The 17,883-nt window shown below is 53.6% G+C and carries 17 protein-coding genes; 7 read left to right on the top strand and 10 right to left on the bottom strand.

The features are described from left to right. Window positions 1–5: 5 nt before the first annotated feature. Window positions 6–545: a sigma-70 family RNA polymerase sigma factor gene (locus SCT_RS10260; RefSeq protein WP_059422544.1), complete on the bottom strand. Its 540-nt coding sequence runs from the start codon at window positions 543–545 to the stop codon at window positions 6–8. 391 nt (window positions 546–936) lie between these two features. On the opposite strand from SCT_RS10260, the gene SCT_RS10255 reads away from it, so the two are divergent. Both SCT_RS10255 and SCT_RS10250 read left to right on the top strand, forming a co-directional pair. Then, on the top strand, window positions 937–1,179 hold the full coding sequence (locus SCT_RS10255) for a hypothetical protein (protein WP_059422542.1): 243 nt from the start codon (window positions 937–939) through the stop codon (window positions 1,177–1,179). Between the two features lie 95 nt (window positions 1,180–1,274). Further along, window positions 1,275–1,634, top strand: coding sequence for a hypothetical protein (locus tag SCT_RS10250; RefSeq protein WP_059422540.1), 360 nt, complete (start codon window positions 1,275–1,277; stop codon window positions 1,632–1,634). Between the two features lie 89 nt (window positions 1,635–1,723). Here SCT_RS10250 and SCT_RS10245 read toward each other — a convergent pair whose 3' ends face one another. After that, window positions 1,724–2,044, bottom strand: coding sequence for a hypothetical protein (locus SCT_RS10245; RefSeq protein ID WP_059422539.1), 321 nt, complete (start codon window positions 2,042–2,044; stop codon window positions 1,724–1,726). A 35-nt stretch (window positions 2,045–2,079) separates the two neighbouring features. Beyond that, window positions 2,080–2,292 carry a DUF3820 family protein gene (locus tag SCT_RS10240; RefSeq protein WP_059422780.1) on the bottom strand — a complete coding sequence of 71 codons (213 nt, stop codon included), beginning with the start codon at window positions 2,290–2,292 and terminating at the stop codon, window positions 2,080–2,082. A gap of 259 nt (window positions 2,293–2,551) precedes the next feature. Here SCT_RS10240 and SCT_RS10235 point away from each other — a divergent pair, with 259 nt between their 5' ends. Next, a complete protein-coding gene (locus SCT_RS10235; protein WP_059422533.1) occupies window positions 2,552–4,087 on the top strand; it encodes a SulP family inorganic anion transporter in 1,536 nt (511 codons plus the stop codon). A 317-nt stretch (window positions 4,088–4,404) separates the two neighbouring features. Here the strand turns inward: SCT_RS10235 and SCT_RS10230 are convergent, their stop codons facing one another. The 4 genes from SCT_RS10230 to SCT_RS10215 all read right to left on the bottom strand — a co-directional run bounded on the left by SCT_RS10230 (window position 4,405) and on the right by SCT_RS10215 (window position 11,127). After that, on the bottom strand, window positions 4,405–8,496 hold the full coding sequence (locus SCT_RS10230) for a PAS domain S-box protein (protein ID WP_059422529.1): 4,092 nt from the start codon (window positions 8,494–8,496) through the stop codon (window positions 4,405–4,407). A gap of 526 nt (window positions 8,497–9,022) precedes the next feature. Beyond that, window positions 9,023–9,415 carry a hypothetical protein gene (locus SCT_RS10225; RefSeq protein WP_059422527.1) on the bottom strand — a complete coding sequence of 131 codons (393 nt, stop codon included), beginning with the start codon at window positions 9,413–9,415 and terminating at the stop codon, window positions 9,023–9,025. 52 nt (window positions 9,416–9,467) lie between these two features. After that, window positions 9,468–9,881, bottom strand: a complete 414-nt coding sequence (locus SCT_RS10220; protein WP_059422525.1) for a GFA family protein — start codon at window positions 9,879–9,881, stop codon at window positions 9,468–9,470. Window position 9,882: 1 nt separating this feature from the next. Next, window positions 9,883–11,127 carry a dicarboxylate/amino acid:cation symporter gene (locus SCT_RS10215; protein ID WP_237759658.1) on the bottom strand — a complete coding sequence of 415 codons (1,245 nt, stop codon included), beginning with the start codon at window positions 11,125–11,127 and terminating at the stop codon, window positions 9,883–9,885. 107 nt (window positions 11,128–11,234) lie between these two features. Between SCT_RS10215 and SCT_RS10210 the strand changes: the two genes are divergently transcribed. Beyond that, window positions 11,235–11,945 (top strand): hypothetical protein, encoded by a 711-nt coding sequence (locus tag SCT_RS10210; protein WP_059422522.1) that lies wholly within the window; start codon window positions 11,235–11,237, stop codon window positions 11,943–11,945. A gap of 233 nt (window positions 11,946–12,178) precedes the next feature. On the opposite strand, the gene SCT_RS10205 is transcribed toward SCT_RS10210, so the two are convergent. Both SCT_RS10205 and mscL read right to left on the bottom strand, forming a co-directional pair. Then, on the bottom strand, window positions 12,179–13,000 hold the full coding sequence (locus SCT_RS10205; protein ID WP_082098289.1) for a DUF4197 domain-containing protein: 822 nt from the start codon (window positions 12,998–13,000) through the stop codon (window positions 12,179–12,181). Between the two features lie 113 nt (window positions 13,001–13,113). Beyond that, the gene (gene mscL, locus SCT_RS10200) at window positions 13,114–13,512 is read right to left on the bottom strand and encodes a large-conductance mechanosensitive channel protein MscL (protein WP_059422519.1); all 399 of its coding nucleotides are present in this window, start codon (window positions 13,510–13,512) and stop codon (window positions 13,114–13,116) included. A gap of 544 nt (window positions 13,513–14,056) precedes the next feature. On the opposite strand from mscL, the gene SCT_RS10195 reads away from it, so the two are divergent. Further along, window positions 14,057–14,434, top strand: coding sequence for a hypothetical protein (locus tag SCT_RS10195; protein WP_059422517.1), 378 nt, complete (start codon window positions 14,057–14,059; stop codon window positions 14,432–14,434). A 195-nt stretch (window positions 14,435–14,629) separates the two neighbouring features. Here the strand turns inward: SCT_RS10195 and sodC are convergent, their stop codons facing one another. Then, the gene (sodC, locus tag SCT_RS10190; RefSeq protein WP_059422513.1) at window positions 14,630–15,151 is read right to left on the bottom strand and encodes a superoxide dismutase family protein; all 522 of its coding nucleotides are present in this window, start codon (window positions 15,149–15,151) and stop codon (window positions 14,630–14,632) included. A 353-nt stretch (window positions 15,152–15,504) separates the two neighbouring features. Here sodC and msrB point away from each other — a divergent pair, with 353 nt between their 5' ends. Both msrB and SCT_RS10180 read left to right on the top strand, forming a co-directional pair. Continuing rightward, the gene (msrB, locus tag SCT_RS10185) at window positions 15,505–15,999 is read left to right on the top strand and encodes a peptide-methionine (R)-S-oxide reductase MsrB (RefSeq protein WP_059422509.1); all 495 of its coding nucleotides are present in this window, start codon (window positions 15,505–15,507) and stop codon (window positions 15,997–15,999) included. A gap of 172 nt (window positions 16,000–16,171) precedes the next feature. Further along, window positions 16,172–17,821, top strand: a complete 1,650-nt coding sequence (locus SCT_RS10180) for a cytochrome c biogenesis protein DipZ (RefSeq protein ID WP_059422507.1) — start codon at window positions 16,172–16,174, stop codon at window positions 17,819–17,821. The last annotated feature ends 62 nt before the right edge of the window (window positions 17,822–17,883 follow it).

Raw genomic sequence — 17,883 nt, 5'->3', positions numbered from 1 at the left:
TCTTTTTATCTTTCCAGTATCTTTCTCAATATCTTGTAGGCTCGATGCGCGGCTACTTTAACCGCAGACTCTTTCATGCCGATCTTTTCAGCCACCTCTTTGGCGGTATAACCCTCCTGGTGCATCATCTGCAGGATGGCAGCCTGCTTGGGCGGAAGTTTTTCAATTTCCCCACTGATAGATTCGTAGCTGATGTCGGATTTGGTTACAGGCTCCTGCAAATCATTTTCCACCTCGGACAGTTCGACGGCGTGGCGCAGGTGGTCGGCATAATGCGCGCGCAAATAATCCTGCAAACGAAACGTGGCGATCGCATAGACCCAGGGCTTGTAAGGCCGCTCGCCATCGTAGGTATGCCGCGCCTTGTGGATGGAAATCAGGATTTCCTGCAACAGGTCGTCCACCTCGCTGCCGGAATTAAGTCGCCTGGCCAGAAACGGACGCAGAAAGCGCGCGGTTTCCTGCAGCAGAACCGCATAGGCACGCTTGTCCCCGCTCAGGGACAGCTTCATCAGCGCTTCAAAATTTTCCGTTTTATCCGTCATTAAAGTTCAATCTAGAAACCTCAGTTGGACGGTGTGGAGTGTGCAATTTTTGGGGTGTAGGGCAAGGCACAACGACGCGGAATGGTCGTTCCATTCCAAGGAGATGTAACGCCGCCATGCGCCACAAAAATCGTGCAATCTGCACCGTAGCAGACTTAACCAACCGGGTAAAACGGTAAATCATAAAGAAGTTTATCGGAATCACGGTTTAAATATCCAGCCAAGCGGTCAACTGAGGTTTCCAGGTTAAATGTAACCTTTTTCCGGGACCGTCCGAATAGGCCAGTACACGGGGCGGCAATGAAATCTGCGGCCAATTAATTCCCCGTGATGTTTGGCTTTCGACATAACCAGTTGCAATGATGCCACTTATTTAAAATAGGAGATTCAAATGAACAAAATTTCTTCCGCACTACTCGCACTCAGCCTGTTGAGCACAGCCAGCCTCACGTTCGCCATGGAGCCGATGGACAAGAGCGGCGCCATGGAAAAGGACGCCATGAGCAAGGATGCCATGAAAAAGGAACCCATGGCCAAGGAAGGCGTAATGATGAAAGTGGAGCCGAAAAAAATGAAAAGGCAGAAAGACAAGATGGAGCAAGGCGGCAGCATGGCCATGGAACCCAAGAAATAAGCCAAGGCAGTTCTATTCTGCGTGCTCCCGTCCCGGAAAGGGGCGGGAGCACAATCCCCAACGGCTCACTCTTTAAAGTTATTTAGAAGATAAAAATGCCAGTCGCCATCGGGTCACCCACATTCTCCAGCGCTATATGCAGCGGCACTTCAACCTCAGGCCTCGAAGCCCAGCTGACCCGCCACCAGAAAGCACTGTCCGAGCAAGTCAACTGCAGCTCCGCCAAGACCCCCGAAGGCAAAGCCGCGATCGCGGACATATCGAACAAAATCAGCACGGTCAAAACGCGCATCGAAGAGATTGCAAACACCCAACCCAGCCGCTATTCAACCACGCTTATTGCAACAGACGTCAACAAAACAAATGAAGCGGCAGCAAAATCCGGCGTCGGTGCAGCTTTGGCGCCGAAGTCAGCCGATGCGACTGTGGGCAGTCGATTGGATGTGTTTGCCTGATCGGTTTCAGGAAAAATTAATTGAAAGCATGCGCGGCGCAATAGCCGGTCACGTTTCAGAAACAGGGTGAAGCCCACCCTGTGCGACCTTCAGGGTGTGGGTTCCTTGGGCGGCCGTTTATGGAATTTCTTGGGCGGTCGTTTGCCCTGCTCGCCAGCACCGGGCCTGGGCTGTCCACCAGATCTGGGCTGACCGGCTGGCCTGGATGGACCGGCTGATCTGGGTTTGCCGGCGGATGCAGGTGCGTTCCGGCGAGCGACTGGCTCATGAGTTTCCGCTCGATTCGCGGCAGCCAGAGTAATCTCCAGTTCGTTGAGCTCATCCCACTGGGCGTCGGTTCGCAGCCGCTCCGGGATAGCCAGAAGCTCTTGCTGGCGGCGACGCGGGGAAATCGGTTCCTGTTCATTCATATCGGCATTATCTCACTATCACCCCACAGAGTGAATTATCGCTTTCGTAAAGGGTCCAGCAGCGCAGATAGACCATTGTGATCCAGCTCCTGCATCAGCGCCAACAGACGGCCGATTTCGCCGGAGGGAAAGCCTTCGCGGGCAAACCAGTTAAGGTAACTTCCCGGCAGATCGGCAATCAGGTGGCCCTTGTACTTGCCGTAAGGCATGACGCGGGTCACCAGGAGCAGCAAATTTTCGGAATTCATCGCCATCTATCGGCCCGGCGCGCTTCAGCGCAATCGAAGTGCGCTGTAAAAAATGCTTGAGGTACGTATTGTGCCTTGTTCTGTGATGAGCTTCAAATGTTCGCTTTGATTCTGGTCTGCCTGTAAAATTCAGGCCCTGACTTCAACACCCCATGCTCTTACAGGAGACCGGAGACGGTTTTCCTCTTACCAGCGGCTCGCGTCTACGCGAGCCTGACGCTGATCCACGAATGAATGTTTTTACTGTCAGATGTCGCCTATGAACCCGAATAGCCGCTCGAATTTCACCCCTTCCATCCTCAAAATCTGCATCCTGAGCGGCCTGACCGTTGCCCTGGCCTTGGTGCCCGAGGCCATTGCCTTCGCCTTCGTGGCTCACGTCCACCCGCTCGTCGGTCTCTACGCCGCCTTCATCATGGGCCTCATCACCGCCGCTTTCGGCGGCCGGCCCGGCATGATATCCGGCGCCACCGGCGCGCTGGCGGTAGTGATGGTGGCCCTGGTGGTTCAGCATGGCGTGGAATATTTGTTCGCCACCGTGGTCCTGATGGGCGTGCTGCAAATCGCTTTCGGCCTGTTGAAGCTGGGCAAGTTCATCCGCATGGTGCCGTTTCCGGTCATGCTGGGTTTCGTCAACGGCCTCGCCGTCGTGATCTTTCTGGCGCAGCTGGGACACTTCAAAACGCCCGGGCCGGACGGCACCCTGGTCTGGATGTCAGGCATGCCGCTCTACACCATGCTGAGCCTCATCGCGCTGACCCTGGCCATCATCTACCTGCTGCCGCGCCTGACCAAGGCCATCCCCTCCACTCTGGCTGGTATCGTCGCAGTTTCGCTGCTGGTGATCTTCGCCGGCATCGACACCAAAACCGTGGGCGACATGGCTTCCATCGAAGGTGGCCTGCCGCAGTTCCACTTGCCGCAGGTGCCGCTGTCCTGGGAAACACTCAGGATCATCTTCCCCTACAGCCTGATACTCGCCGCCATCGGGCTGATCGAATCCCTGCTGACGCTCAACCTGATCGACGAAATGACCGACACCCGCGGCATGCCCAACCGGGAATGCATGGCCCAGGGCTCCGCCAACGTCGTCACCGGTTTCTTCGGCGGCATGGGCGGCTGCGCCATGATCGGCCAGAGCATGATCAACGTCAGCAACGGCGCCACCCAGCGCCTGTCCGGCATCGCCGCCGCGCTGTTCCTGCTGACCTTCATCCTGTTCGCTTCGCAGTGGATCGAGATGATCCCGCTCGCCGCGCTGATCGGCCTGATGTTCATGGTCTCGGAAAAAACCTTCGAATGGGGCAGCCTCACCACCATGCGCAAGGTACCGCGCAGCGACACCTTCATCGTCATCGCGGTCACCCTGATCACCGTGTTCACCGATCTGGCCATCGCCGTGGTCACCGGCGTGATCATCGCCGCCCTAGTGTTCGCCTGGCAGCATGCCAAGCACATCAACGTGCAGACCTATCTCGACGACAAAGGCTGGAAAATCTACGAGCTGGAGGGTTCATTGTTCTTCGCCTCGACGGCGGAATTCCAGACCCTGTTCACGCCGAAAGACGATCCCGACGAAGTGGTGGTGGAATTCCGCCGCGCCCGCGTCATCGACCATTCCGCCATCGAGGCCATCGACAGCCTCGCCAGCCGCTACCAGCAGGCCGGCAAGCGCCTGCACCTGCGCCACCTCAGCCCGGATTGCCTGGAGGTGCTGACCAACGCCAAGGACATGGTGGAAATCAACATGGGAGAAGACCCCCATTACCACCTTGCGGACAACAAGCTGGGGTAATCCGGCTATGCGTATAAATCAGGCCGGAACGACGGACTAAAATCCGGTGTATTTCATTAATATTCAATTAGTTGTCAAGTCAACGTAACAATAAAACCGTAGCGAATGATCTATTTGACTGCAATGCCATCGGTAGTGACAGGTAACATGTGACCCTGAACAGCCAGTCATGGCCTGCTCATCGAATTTCCGTTGTAAATCGTAAAGCGGTCATACAGCTCCAGCCATCCGGCACTTTCTAGCAAAACTGAGGCATACACCAAATGAAATAAATACATATTGCATGTCAAGGAAGGCCCAACTACTACACCACCTACTCAAGAAAGCTGATCTAGAAGTTCCTCTACTGCTTGATATGCGGTACTCAGCCGGTCAAGTCCACTACGGGCTTGGTTAATCTCTCCAGCCTGGTGCAGGTGCATCAATTCATTGCCGATACGATGCAACTCTTCATGGGAGTGCTCCAATCGCTTGAGCCACTCCGGGTCGAACTCATTATCCTGTCTGGCGTGCTCTGTCCAACGGCCGCAGTGGCATTTCTCCTTCAGCATGATGGGCCAGCGCAGATCTGATTCATCATTTGCAAGCAGGGATTTTTTTACCCGTTCCAGCCAATGGTTGGATTCGATCCGGAGTAATTGCACCTGTGCGTCTCTAGGCGAGAGCGGCACACTGGCAGTGGCTTTCCATTCCTCCGGAATTTCGTAGAGTTGCAGCCAGGCCAGTAGGGAACCGGGTGGCATGGGGCGCGCAATACCATAGCCCTGGGCAAAGGTACACCCCATGTTCAAAAGTATGAGTCCATGTTCCTTGGTTTCCACGCCCTCGGCGATGACCTCACGCCTGAACGCCTTGCTCAGCGCAAGCACCGCTTCCACGATGGCGTAGTCGTCTGGATCTGCGATCATGTCACGCACGAAACTCTGGTCCACCTTGACGATGGAGACATCCAGGTTACGGATGTGGGTCAGCGAAGAATAACCAGTTCCAAAGTCATCCAGCGCAAATTTTATGCCGAGCCGGTGATGGCAGTCACTGATCACCCTGCTTACCAAAGACAGATCTTCCATCACGCTGCTTTCCAGCACTTCCAGTTCCAATTGCTGGGGAGAAATATCCGGGTATTGGGCAAGCAATGTCTCAAGATGCATCAAGAAATCTTCTCCCTGCAAGTGACGAGGTGAGATATTGACGCTTATTTTGATCTCCAGCCCTGATTCTTTCCAGGCTGCCATTTGACGCAACGCCTCTTCGATCACCCAGTTGCCAACCTTGATCTCCAAAGACGTGCCTTCGATCGCCGGCAGGAAATCCAAGGGCGGCACCAAGCCTCGTTGGGAATGGTTCCATCGGATCAAAGCTTCCGCACCGACCACTTCCCCGGTCCTCATGTTCACCTTCGGCTGATAGTGCAGGCAGAATTCACGCCGGGCAAAGGCTTCTTCGATAATGTGTAATTGATTGCGATAGCTTTGCACCTGCATGTCATGCTCGGGATCGAACAACTGGAAATGATTGCGCCCACCTAGCTTGGCCTGGTACATGGCATGGTCGGCGTGGCGCAATAACGTGTCCGGCTCGGACTCGTCCAGCGGGTAGATGGTCACACCGCTACTGGCGCCAAGGGTGATGATATGGCCATCAATAACGTAAGGCTGGGCGATGGCTTGGTGAATTCGCTCAAGCGTATTGAAGCATTGCTCGACCGTATCCAGCCCCCCCAGCAAAAACGCAAACTCATCCCCACCCTGCCGTGATACCGTATCCTCCTCGCGCATGGATGACTTGATGCGCCGAGCCAATTCGATCAGCATCTGGTCGCCTGCTTCATGGCCATATGTATCGTTGACCTGCTTGAAATTATCCAGATCGAGATAGCACACCCCCAGCAGGGATTTGTCACGTTTGCAGTGGTTAATTGCCTGTTTGAAACGATCTGCGAACAATACCCGATTGGGCAGTTGAGTGAGGGCATCATAATGCGCCATCAGCTCCAACGTCTGCTGTTGTTGCTTGGCCTGGGTGATATCGGAGAACAGGCCGACATAATTTACGGCGTTGCCATGTTTGTCACGCAGGGCGGAAATGGTGAGGTGCGCCGCATACACCACGCCGTCATTCTTGCGGTTCCACAACTCTCCTTGCCAATAGCCTTCCTCGGCGAGCGATTGCATCATAAAAGTGTAGAATTCTGGGGGCTGCCTGCCTGAATTAAATATGCTCAGGTTCAGGCCAATGGCCTCCTCACGCCCATAGCCCGTGATCCCGCAGAAGGCCGGATTGACGTCAATAATGTTGGCGCTGGCATCAGTGATCACGATGCCTTCGTGGGCCTCGGCGAATACGCGAGCGGAGAGCTGGAGTTTTTCTTCTGCGACTTTTTGCACGGTGACGTCGATACAGATGCCCGTCATGCGCGCTGCTTTGCCATGCTCATCGTAGGTCGTGTTGCCAAGCGCCTGGATCCAGCGCGTCTCGCCGCTTCCAAGAACAATTCGGTATTCACTGAAGAGCGCTATGTGATCACGAATTGAGTCTGTAATACGATCTTGTGCTGCTTGCAAATCACCTGGATGCAGCACAGCTAGCCAGGTGTCGAAGGTAGCCTCAGCTTTATCGGGATCCATGCCAAATAACAGGAAAAGCTCATTCGACCAGGAGAACTTGTTGGTTGCCATGTCCCAGTCCCATGTGCCGGCACCCGCAGCGCGTAGCGCAAGGGATAGCCGTTCGTTGGCACGCACGAGGGCAGCCCCGGCGTGCTTGCGCTCCGTGATGTCACGTGTCACGCCAAGCAGCGCGATAATATTTCCGTTTGCGTTGCACAGTGGTGTAGCATGGGTTTCCAGCCAGCGCTGCGAGCCCTTTCTACCCAGGATGGGGAACTCCAAAACACCGCTGTTGCCAGCGAAAATGGATTTATGAAATTCGACGAATGATCTGCGATGACCGGGAAGAATAAATTCCTGCAAGCCAAATTTTCGTGCCTCATCCAGGTTGTCGACCTCCAACATGGAAAGACCAGCCTTGTTCATTTGGAGAATTTCTCCAGTTAGCGCCACCACTTTCACGCACTCGGGTTCGTTCTCGAAGATGGCGTTGAGAAAATTGTTCTGCTCTTTGATCGTTTCCAGGGCTTGCTTGAGACTGGTAATGTCCTGGATCACAGCAATGAGGCATTGCTCATTCTGAATTTCAACGATTTCGGCGGAGACTAGGCAGGTAACTTGATTTGTTTTTGTCCTAAAAAGAAGTTCTAAATCGAGAACTCGCCCTTTCTCAGTCAACTCAGCGATAAAATTGGCGCGGTCAACAGGGTTTTCCCAAATTCCCAATTCAACTGTTGTACGTCCAACAGCTTCTTCACGGGTATAGCCGGTGATACGACTAAAGGCATCATTGATTTCAATGATTTTTCCATCGGAAATTTTGGTGATTGAAATTGGATTGGGAGAGTTGTGAAATGTTTTTGAAAACTTTTCTTCACTGATACGTAAAACCTCTGCTGCCACTTTGCGCTGATTTTCCCGGTCGAAATTGTCTAGCGCAAACGAGATATCCTGCGACAATGCATCAAAGAGGCTGATCATTTCATCATCAAAAGCGTCCTTGTTTTCATGGTAAACGCTGAATACAGCGAACGGTCTGCCTGCCTTTGGTAAGGGGAAAGTGGCACTTGCCCCCCAACCGTATTGAGCCGCGTGTTCATGCCAGGGCGCTGTTACTGCGCTCAATTTGAAGTCGTTGGTGATTACGTTGCGAGATTCGCGGAAAGCGATGGCGGTTGGTCCGCACCCTTCGGTTACATCTTCCTGTGAGGAGATTTCAAGCCCTTCGAGATACTCCACCCCCGTCCCATAGCTCACTACCGGCTCAATCATGCCGTTTTCTGTGTTGAGTTTGCCAATCCAGGCCATCTTCAGGCCACCGAAGTCGACTGCCATGCGGCATACCAACGGAAACAGTGTGGACTCGTCATCCATCCGCACAATCGCCTGGTTGATTTCACTCAGCGCTCGATAGAGCTTTGTCAGCCGGTCATGCCGCTTTTCTGCCAGTTTTCTGTGAGTAATATCGCGTATGAGCCCGAAGACAGTCTTCTTGCCATCAATTAAGCTCACGCAAATACGGGCTTCTACTGGGAAAATCGTGCCATCTTTACGCCTGTGACAGCCGAATACTGAAATCGATTCCCCATACTGAGCTTTCGCCCAAACCGCTTTGACAGCTGCCAGATCGAAATCCTGCTCTACGTCCAGGACAGTCATGCCCAATAATTCTTCACGCGAATATCCCAGGCTTTTACATGCCTGTTTATTCACATCGGTAAATTTCCCATCCAGGTCATGTGCGAAGAATGCATCGGGTGCTTCCTCCAGGAATGCTCTGAATTTGTTTGAACTATCCATGGCTTTGCGATATGCCCGATAAGATGTGATTCAGGAAAATTACAAGTTTTTCTTGGTCAGCTATTTGACCACGATATTCATCGAGTAAAAACTGCACCGCTAGGAAGGTCATGCCTCAGCATTAGAGTAGCTTATTACGAAGCTTAGTAAAAAATCATGAAAAATCAAAATATTGATGTCTTGAGTTTTTAGGAGGCGAGTCTTTTCGGATCATATTCTCTAAATATGGCGAGAATAGTTATCTGGCAAATTCGAAAAAACACAGTTAAATCACTAACCACACGCTCAACAGTGACGCCGCCCTGCCAGGCTGCCCACTATCTTCGTTCGCTACACTTCCTAAGCGCAGGTTAGCGCAACGTTAAACGACAGCTTTTCAGCACTAACCCGCCATTGGGTAGTGATCCATGAATGTCCGAAACTGGCACTTAGCAGAAGTTTATGACGTGACAAATTCGACGAGTATCAGCGAGTGATGTCTTGATAATATCGATAATAAACAGCAAGTAATTAAAACTGGACGCCATCAGCGCACCCATAACAGATACAAACAGGTTATGGCTACAGCCCCAAGGGTGGCGATAACGCCCAGCAACAATCGCCGCTGCAATCCCACCGCCTTGATCAGCTGGGAATTCTGATCGGCCAGCGCCTTGATCAGTTCGGCAGACGACACCATTTCCCGCTGCAAATCCGCGACATCGGCTTCGAGTGAATACACCCGCAACTTAACGGCCGCGATGGCCCGTTCATCGGGCGTAAGCTCGTGTTCAATTTCAGCGTTGTCCGCAGTGGACGGCGCTTTTTTCTTGCCCACGACTTTCCAGAGCTTCTTGGCGCCGTCAACAACCAGCGGGGCATTGCTCACAACGTCAGCCCATGGGACCAGCTTCAGTGCGGCGAACAAGCTTATTGCCATGGTTCATCTCTCCTGTAATGGGGTTGCCTGATGCTTCGACTCCGGGCGGCAGTCAGCGTTCGTTTCGGCCTGGCTCGTAAGCTTCATACTGAGGCAAGTCGCCGCTGATCTCTTCCCAGTTGGCCTTCGACGTGGCGAATATATGAGCCACAGACCGTTCCTCGATATCCGAATCAATAGTGCCGAGCCGCACGCGGACATCCTCCGGCCTTGATTCCGACTTGCTCAGGATCGGGGAGCCGCAGATCTTGCAGAAGAATTTTGTCTGTCCCGGCGTGGACTCATAACCCGTGAGCGCATCCTCCCCGGAGGTTATCCTGAAGCCGGAGGCCCTGACGATGCCGTTTGTGGCGAAGGCACTACCCTGGGCCTTGCGGCATTGAGAGCAATGGCAATAAACGATGTTGCGTATCGGGCCCTCGATTTCGAATCGGACAACCCCGCAAAGACAGCCACCTCTATACATATCAGCTCCTCTGTAAAGCCGGTTCGCCAAGAACGTCCTGCTCTCCGGTCCGCCGTGCGATGATCACGGCCCCGCAGGAATCGCTGAATACATTCCCCGAGGTACGGCACATGTCCAGCACGCGGTCCACCGCCAGAATAATGGCGATGGCGACCAGGCTGGCCGAGGGAATGGCAGCCACGCCGATGGAGGTGACCAGCGCCATCAGCACGATGGTGAATTGCTGCACGAAACCCAGTTCGATGCCATACGCCTGGGCAATGAACATCGCGGCCACGCATTCATACAAGGCCGTGCCATCCATGTTGACCGTCGCGCCCAGCGGCAACACAAAGCTGCTGGTACGATTGGAAACCCCCGCCTCTTTTTCCACGCATTCCATGGTGAGAGGTAGCGTGGCAGCCGATGAACTGGTGGAAAATGCAGTCAGCAGAGCTGGCGCCATGGCGCGGTAGTGGCGCAGCGGGTTGACCCGCCCGACAAAGAACAGCAGCAAGGGCAGCACCACCAGAAAGTGCACCGCCAGCCCCGCCAATACGCTGATGAAGAACCACGCCAGCGGCACAAAGGCGGAATAGCCGGTGCTGGCCACCACCTTGGCGACCAGCCCGAAAATGCCGATCGGCGCGAACTGCATCACCCAGTCGGTGATTTTCATCACCACCTGGAAAAACCCTTGCCAGAAGTTGTACATGCTTTCCGCGTAGGCTTCCTCGATCTTGGTCATGAAGTAGCCGAACAACAGGCTGAAGAAAATCAGCCCGAGCATCTGGCCATCCGCAGCCGCCGCAATCACGTTGGTGGGCACCATGCGCAGGAACACCCCGACCAGATCGCCGGTGCCTTTGCCTTCTACCTTGGCGACCACGTCGTTGACATTCTCCGACATCCCGAGCAGGTGCTTTGCCGGTTCGCCGTCCACCATGCCCGGCGCCACCGTGTTGACGATGACAAGCCCCACCAGAATGGCCAGCAGGCTGGTCGTCAGGTAATACAGCAGGGTCTTCAGGCCCAGTCTGCCGAATGCGCCGCCCGAGCCAATACCCGCGATGCCGACGATGATGGACGACACCACCAGCGGCACGATCAGCATCGTCAGGGCATTCAGGAACAGCGTGCTGATAAAGTCGAACACGGCATAAAAGCGCACGCCCAGCAGTTCCCCACTGGTTCCCGCCAGCAAACCGGCAATAACGGCCAGCACTAGCGCGATGAGGATTTGCCAGTGCAGTTTCAGTTTCATCATCCCTGGGGCACCTGTATGAAAAAAATTGGTGAATGCAAGCATATCCTAACCTAACCTGCAAAATGACTTAAAATCACCCTTTCCGATAACGACCACGAAGTGACAGCATGAGCGAAAACAACCCAGAGTCCGACCCATATGCCTACATGGCCGGGCTGCAAGACGGCCTGACCGAAGCCGAGAAAGCCGAATTCGAGCAACAGTTGCGCGAAAAGCAGCTTCAGCTGGAGCGCTGTTCAGGCGCCGACACGCTGGAACATGCCCGGCTGCAACTGGATATCGCCGAACTTCTGGTTTTGCTGGAGCGTAAGGAAGAAGCCTGGAATCTGGCGCGGTCGGCTTTTGATACCGCATTGAAAAATGAATCATGGCAAGATGCCGTGGAAGCGTGCAACGTACTTTACCAGACCGAACAGACCGCCTCGATTCCCGCCCTGGGCATGGGCGTCTGGCTGGCGGTGACTTTCCCAGTTACGCCTGAACTCACCTATGCCATGCTCGACCATGTCGTCACCGAAACGCCCAGCCATTCGGATGGCGCAGCGCTCGCTGCCGTCACCACGCGCTATGTAATCGACCTGCGCGCTAACGATGAAGAGCACGGAGACTGGAGCCTGCTGGCGAATAACCTCATCGCTCGCGTTGCCGCACGCCACAGCAATGTACAGGATCAACAGGCGCTGAATGCGTGGATGGACAAGCTGGGCCTACGCGATCCGCAGGTATTTCTGCCGCGGCTGAGTCAGGTGGTGAATGCCATCGTCGGTGACGCATGGTGGTTTGACCGTAACGAGCTGCGCGATAAATTACCTGATTAATCGCTCCGGGCGTTGGGTGTGGTGAAGACGGGGACGGCTATGGAGTAAAGGCGAAAGATAAATCTGGGCACTATGTTGAGGTAATTCAAGCAGTCAGCAGCTTCTGAAATACTACACATATCCGTTTGCGCCTCAAACCGACCCACAAATCCACTCCGAAGCAGACGTTTGCCCTTGCGAACCCATCTGGCTCGCTTTCCGGCGCTTTACTTCAATGGCAATGCGCGAAAGCCTCAGAACTTGATGGCCGAAAAAACTTTCTGCGCCAGCGCACCAGTGGCTTGCAAGGGGTTCTCGCGTATCGCTTTTTCTTGTTCGGCCATCATCAGAAACAGGCCATCCATGGCTTTGCGGGTGATGTAGTCATCCAGCTTGGTGTCACGCTCGTCTACCAAACCTAGCTTTGCGCCTTTGCCAGCGAATTGGTCATATTTCTCTGCCAACTTCACTTTCTTCATCGACTTGTTCACGATGGGCTTGAATTTTTCAGTCAGTGCGGCTTCGGTGTTTTTGCGGAAATATTGGGTGGCCGAGTCGTTTCCACCAGTCAAAATTCCCTTGGCATCTTCTACCGTCATTTTTTTCACGGCGCCTGTCAGCAGGTTCTTTGCTTCCGGCACGGCAGCCTCGGCGGCGCGATTCATCGATGTAGTCAGGTCGTCCGCGTAGCTGCCCATGCCGAATTTGCGCAGCAGGCTATCGGCTTTTTGCAGGCTTTCAGGCAACGGGATGCGTACTTTGTCGTTACCCAGAAAGCCGTTTTCTTTGGCGAGGCTGGCAACGGCCATTTCCGCACCTTGCGTGAGCGCTTGCTTCAGGCTGCCCACTTGGTCTTTGTTGCTAAAACCAGCCAAGCCGGCCGATGACGCAGGCGCAGCAGTGGGTTGTTGTGCCGCAGGTGCGGCGGCAGGTGCCGTGTTCTTTGGGATGGCGTCGCCCAATTTATTTAGCGTGTCTTTGTTGACCAGGTCTCCCAGATCAAGAGCGTTGGCCGAGGTGATAGCCAGTGCAGCGAATGCGACAAGAACTCTACGAACAAAGTGATGTAGCAACATAGTCTATCTCCTTGGTGACCATTGGCCTGAATATCCAACACTTCAGTCAAGGGCGTGACTGTAAGCCGCCGCCCATTGAACGGATTGTTCTTAGGCTCGTTCGTTGGTACAGATTATTTCTTAAGTAAATCTCGGATTTCTGTAAGCAGAACCTGTTCTGCTGAGGGGGCAGCCGGTGCCGCAGGAGCGGCTTCTTCTTTTTTCTTAAGTGAGGATATAAACCGCACTGCCATAAAAATCACAAAAGCAATAATGGTAAAGTCGATAACGGTCTGGGTGAATTTTCCATAGGCAATGACAACCGCTGGTGATTTATCCGCTGCTTCTTTCATGGTGACAGCAAGATCGGAAAAATTTACTCCGCCTAAAAGAACTCCTATTGGTGGCATGACTACGTCGGCAACAAAGGATGAAACAATTTTCCCAAACGCCGCCCCAACAATAACACCAACGGCCATGTCAACGACATTTCCTCTAACTGCAAACTCCTTAAAATCTTGCATCATGCCCATAGCGTTTTTCCTTTCTGTTTTTAAAGTAGCACACTGTTATTAACAGTAGCTCAAAAATTGATTCCGATTTCCGGATAACGTTTGAATTCAGTGTTGCCAAAGGCAGACCGTTAGAATGATTGGTTCAAGTATGCATCCCAGTAAACAAGTTCTCTGCCGGATGCGATCCATTTATTTGCCACATTTTTCTGAGGAACACAATCAATAATACCCGAGCAAATTAGTATGACTATATACCAGACAATTTTACTTGGCTATTAATTTAACCAAGTAGCAAAATTTTTCAGCTCCTTAATAAATCCCAAACAGACCATGACTTACTCTGCATTTCATTCCATGCATTAAAAATGCAAAAGGAGTGCAATTAATTACCTGACTCCTTGAGTGTTAAGTACCTTCGAAGAGATAAACATAGCGCACCAAAAGTGTCAGCGTCAGATTGTTTTTCTGGAGATATTTCATTCAACAATCTTCTTTTTGGAAAATCATTCAAAGCTGACACCTTTGGCTGATATAACAAGCCTCTTCGATTCCCGCTCTGGGCATGGGTGTCTGGCTGGCGGTGACTTTCCCGGTTACGCCAGAACTCACCTATGCCATGCTCGACCATGTGGTCACCGAAACGTCCAGCCATTCCGATGGCGCCGCGCTCGCTGCCGCCACCACGCGCTATGTGATTGACCTGCGCACCGACGATGCAAAGCACGGGAACTGGAGCCTGCTGGCGAATAATCTCATCGCTCGCGTTGCCGCACGCCATAGCAACGTGCAGGATCAACAGGCTCTCGATGCGTGGATGGACAAGCCGGGCCTGCGCGACCCACAGGTATTTCTGCCCCGGCTGAGCCAGGTGGTTAATGCCATCGTCGGCGACTTATGGTGGTTTGACCGTAACGAGCTGCGCGATAAATTACCCGATTAGCCACACCGGGTGCGTTAGGAGTATCGAAGACGGGTACGTTTTGGACGTATAAAGTGGAATAACAAGGGCCTGCAACTATGCAGGCCCTTGTTATTTCAAGACATAAATATTTCCCGAATGACGCTCAACATTTAAGTTCCGCGGAAAACAAAAGTGTCGCTTTTGGTGATCCGCCGGAACGAATGGTTAGCATTTTTACTGAGACAAACCGCAAACCATACGTGCACCACCGCCGCCAAGCGGGGCAGGGTGATCTGCATGGTTGTCTCCGCCTACATGAACCATCAGTGAGCGTCCTTTGAGATCGGATATTTTTAGACGTGACGCAAGCACCGGTTGAGTGGCATTGCCATTTGCGTCCACGAAAAGAGGAGGAAGGTCGCCCAAGTGTCCGTCACCCCAAGGCGTGTCATGCCGATTGGTTTTTTCCGGATCGTAGTGGCCCCCTGCCGCAAGCGCGGGCACCATTTTTCCATCCTTTTCTTTAGGACCACAATCCGGATTCTGATGAACATGGAAACCGTGCAGTCCGGGGGAAAGCCCATTCAGGGCAGGCGTAAGCACAAGACCATACTTCGATTCTGAAATAGTTACTTTGCCCACTGAATTGCCAATGCCATTCTCATCGACCAGATTCATCGGTACAACTAAATCTGCTGCGGCAGCCAGCGGTATCGCGCTTACTATGGCTACGTAGATAAACAATTTAGGGCTCATACTTGACTCCTTCGGGGGTGATTAAAAAGACATTAACAGTTATTAACCAGGCCAAACGGTCTGTACTATTGTGAATAGTAGAACATGCCGATGGCGATAAGCACTTGTTCCATTGAAGGGCTCCCATTCAGTCTGTCCGTATTAGTGAGTTATAGTACAGACTGATGACGACGGTGTACCGCAGACCAGAGCGACGACCGTCCGCTCTTGGCAGAAGCAGCCTTTGAGCACTTTCCAATAAGTCGATTTTCTCCTCGTTGAATTTGTAACCTTTTCCCGCTACGCTCCGAATACCTCAGCAAAGATGGCATACCATCGCTTTATCAACACACACTATGACGAGGTGGAAGATCATGGACAGACGGATGTTTATCAAACTAGTGACCGGCGGGGCGAGCATCCTTGCCGTGCCGCAGCTCTTCTTGGCAGGACAGGCGATGGCGGCGGAGCGCATAGCAAAAATCAGCAGGACCGATGCGGAATGGAAAAAGCTGCTGACGCCGGCGCAATACGATGTGCTGCGCCAGGAAGGCACCGAGGCGCCGTTTACCAGCCCGCTGAACAAGGAAAAGCGCAACGGCATGTATGCCTGCGTGGCCTGTGATCTGCCGCTCTTCCCTTCGAAATTCAAGTTCGACAGTGGCACCGGCTGGCCGAGTTTTTTCGATGTGCTGCCCGGCCATGTCGAGACCACAACCGATTACAAGCTGGTGCTGCCGCGCACCGAATACCACTGCGCGCGCTGCGGCGGCCACCACGGCCATGTATTCAAGGACGGGCCTGCGCCCACCGGGCTGAGGTACTGCAACAACGGCGTGGCATTGAAATTTATTGCGGACAAAGTTTAACTTATCAATGTAGGGTGGGTTTAGGCAGGCTGTTATGCCGTAACCCACCAGAGGTGCCGTCAGGCACTCCAGAAAATGAGTTGTGTTGCTCTGCAACGCTTGGTGGGTTACGCAAAGAACGCTAACCCACCCTACATTTGATTGCGGTTCAAAAAATTTTCAGGATAAACACATGATCATTGATCTAGGATTAGCATTTCTCGAAGGCTTGGCGCTGATCGCCTCGCCGTGCATTTTGCCGGTTTTGCCGCTGGTGCTTGCGGCTTCGGTCGAGGGCGGCAAGCGCAGGCCTTACGGCATCATCATCGGTTTCGTGCTGGCATTCAGCGTGTTTGCGCTAATTTCGCGCAAGATCGTCCTGGCGCTGGGCGTCGATCTCGACATCATCAAGAACGCTTCCCTGGTGCTGCTCGCACTGTTCGGCCTGGTGCTGCTGTCGTCCAAACTGTCGGAAAAATTCAGTTCGCTGACGCAAGGCGCGGCCAACTTCGGCAATGATCTGGCATCCCGCGGCGGCGATGGCCTGCTCAGCGGTGTCTTGATCGGCGCGCTGATCGGCCTGGTGTGGACGCCCTGCGCGGGGCCTATCCTGGCTGCCGTGCTGGTGCAGGTAATCCGCCAGGAGACCGATCTCGCCGGCAACCTGATCATCATTTCATTCGCCATCGGCGCAGGCGTGCCGATGTTCATCATTGCCATGACTGGGAGAAAAGTCATGAAAAAACTCGGCTTCCTCACCCGCCACGCAGAAGCGGTACGCCGTGGGTTCGGCGTGTTGATCCTGCTGTCAGTTGCCTATATCGCTTCCGGTGTGGATGCGCAATCTCTGCTGACTACCAGCAGCAGCACGAAAACCGAGCAGCCTGCCGGTAAGCTGGTACTGCAGGATGGCCTGGACACGCCCTACGCCGCACCGGAATTTGCCGGCATCGAGGCCTGGCTGAATGCTAACCCGATGACCATGCAGAGCCTGAAAGGCAAGGTCGTGCTGATCGATTTCTGGACTTATTCCTGCATCAACTGCGTGCGCACGCTGCCCTACATCACCGACTGGGACAGCAAATATCGCGACCAGGGGCTGGTGATTATCGGCGTGCATGCGCCGGAATTCGAGTTCGAGAAGAAGCTCGACAACGTCAAGGCCGCACTTCTGCAGCACGGCATCCGCTATCCGGTGGCGCTGGACAACAATCTCTCCACCTGGGTGAACTTCAACAACCGCTACTGGCCTGCGCACTACCTCATTGACCAGAATGGCAAGGTGGTCTACACACATTTTGGCGAGGGTAAATATGATGTCACGGAAAACAACATCCGCTATCTGCTGGGGCTGAAAAACGGCGGCAAAACCGTCAAGGCAGAGACACCCGCCGGCAACCCAGAGCAAACGGCTGAAACCTATCTTGGCTATGCCCGGGCAGATAGCTTCGGGGGCGACGAGCCGGTTGCGCATAACGCGGAAAAGGTTTATCGCTTTCCGGATGAGCTTGCCGAAGACGAATGGGCGCTGAACGGCAAATGGCGGGTGGATTCCAAGAAGATCACTACAGGCGCAAAAGGCGTGGCGCTGCGCCTCGACTTCAATGCGCGCAAGGTGTTCCTGGTGCTGGGCACGTCCACCGGCAAGCCAGTCAACGTTTCTATCCGGCTGAATGGCGAGACCGTTGGCCCAAATGCCGGCAAAGACGCCCCAGGCGGTATGCTGACCATCGAACGCAACACCCTCTACGAGCTGATTGACCAGAAAACACCGAAGAACGGTCTGCTGGAAATCCAGTCAGACTCACCAGGGCTAGAGGCTTATGCCTTTACCTTCGGCTAATTTTGCCTAACCCTCTCCCACCGGGAGAGAGTTGGAGAGAGGGGCGAAGTTTGCTACGCGAG

Source organism: Sulfuricella sp. T08 (assembly GCF_000971475.1).
Lineage (GTDB): Bacteria > Pseudomonadota > Gammaproteobacteria > Burkholderiales > Sulfuricellaceae > Sulfuricella.
This window is presented reverse-complemented; position numbering and strand designations above follow the sequence as displayed.

Bases quoted from the DNA above. Each gene is read 5' to 3' on its own strand.
- sodC (WP_059422513.1), bottom strand. From the start codon at position 15,151: ATGAGCCCTAAATTGTTTATCTACGTAGCCATAGTAAGCGCGATACCG.
- SCT_RS10205 (WP_082098289.1), bottom strand. From the start codon at position 13,000: ATGTTGCTACATCACTTTGTTCGTAGAGTTCTTGTCGCATTCGCTGCA.
- SCT_RS10245 (WP_059422539.1), bottom strand. From the start codon at position 2,044: ATGAATGAACAGGAACCGATTTCCCCGCGTCGCCGCCAGCAAGAGCTT.
- SCT_RS10260 (WP_059422544.1), bottom strand. From the start codon at position 545: ATGACGGATAAAACGGAAAATTTTGAAGCGCTGATGAAGCTGTCCCTG.
- SCT_RS10215 (WP_237759658.1), bottom strand. From the start codon at position 11,127: ATGATGAAACTGAAACTGCACTGGCAAATCCTCATCGCGCTAGTGCTG.
- msrB (WP_059422509.1), top strand. From the start codon at position 15,505: ATGGACAGACGGATGTTTATCAAACTAGTGACCGGCGGGGCGAGCATC.
- SCT_RS10180 (WP_059422507.1), top strand. From the start codon at position 16,172: ATGATCATTGATCTAGGATTAGCATTTCTCGAAGGCTTGGCGCTGATC.
- SCT_RS10195 (WP_059422517.1), top strand. From the start codon at position 14,057: ATGGGTGTCTGGCTGGCGGTGACTTTCCCGGTTACGCCAGAACTCACC.
- SCT_RS10220 (WP_059422525.1), bottom strand. From the start codon at position 9,881: ATGTATAGAGGTGGCTGTCTTTGCGGGGTTGTCCGATTCGAAATCGAG.
- SCT_RS10225 (WP_059422527.1), bottom strand. From the start codon at position 9,415: ATGGCAATAAGCTTGTTCGCCGCACTGAAGCTGGTCCCATGGGCTGAC.
- SCT_RS10240 (WP_059422780.1), bottom strand. From the start codon at position 2,292: ATGAATTCCGAAAATTTGCTGCTCCTGGTGACCCGCGTCATGCCTTAC.
- SCT_RS10210 (WP_059422522.1), top strand. From the start codon at position 11,235: ATGAGCGAAAACAACCCAGAGTCCGACCCATATGCCTACATGGCCGGG.
- SCT_RS10235 (WP_059422533.1), top strand. From the start codon at position 2,552: ATGAACCCGAATAGCCGCTCGAATTTCACCCCTTCCATCCTCAAAATC.
- mscL (WP_059422519.1), bottom strand. From the start codon at position 13,512: ATGGGCATGATGCAAGATTTTAAGGAGTTTGCAGTTAGAGGAAATGTC.
- SCT_RS10250 (WP_059422540.1), top strand. From the start codon at position 1,275: ATGCCAGTCGCCATCGGGTCACCCACATTCTCCAGCGCTATATGCAGC.
- SCT_RS10230 (WP_059422529.1), bottom strand. From the start codon at position 8,496: ATGGATAGTTCAAACAAATTCAGAGCATTCCTGGAGGAAGCACCCGAT.
- SCT_RS10255 (WP_059422542.1), top strand. From the start codon at position 937: ATGAACAAAATTTCTTCCGCACTACTCGCACTCAGCCTGTTGAGCACA.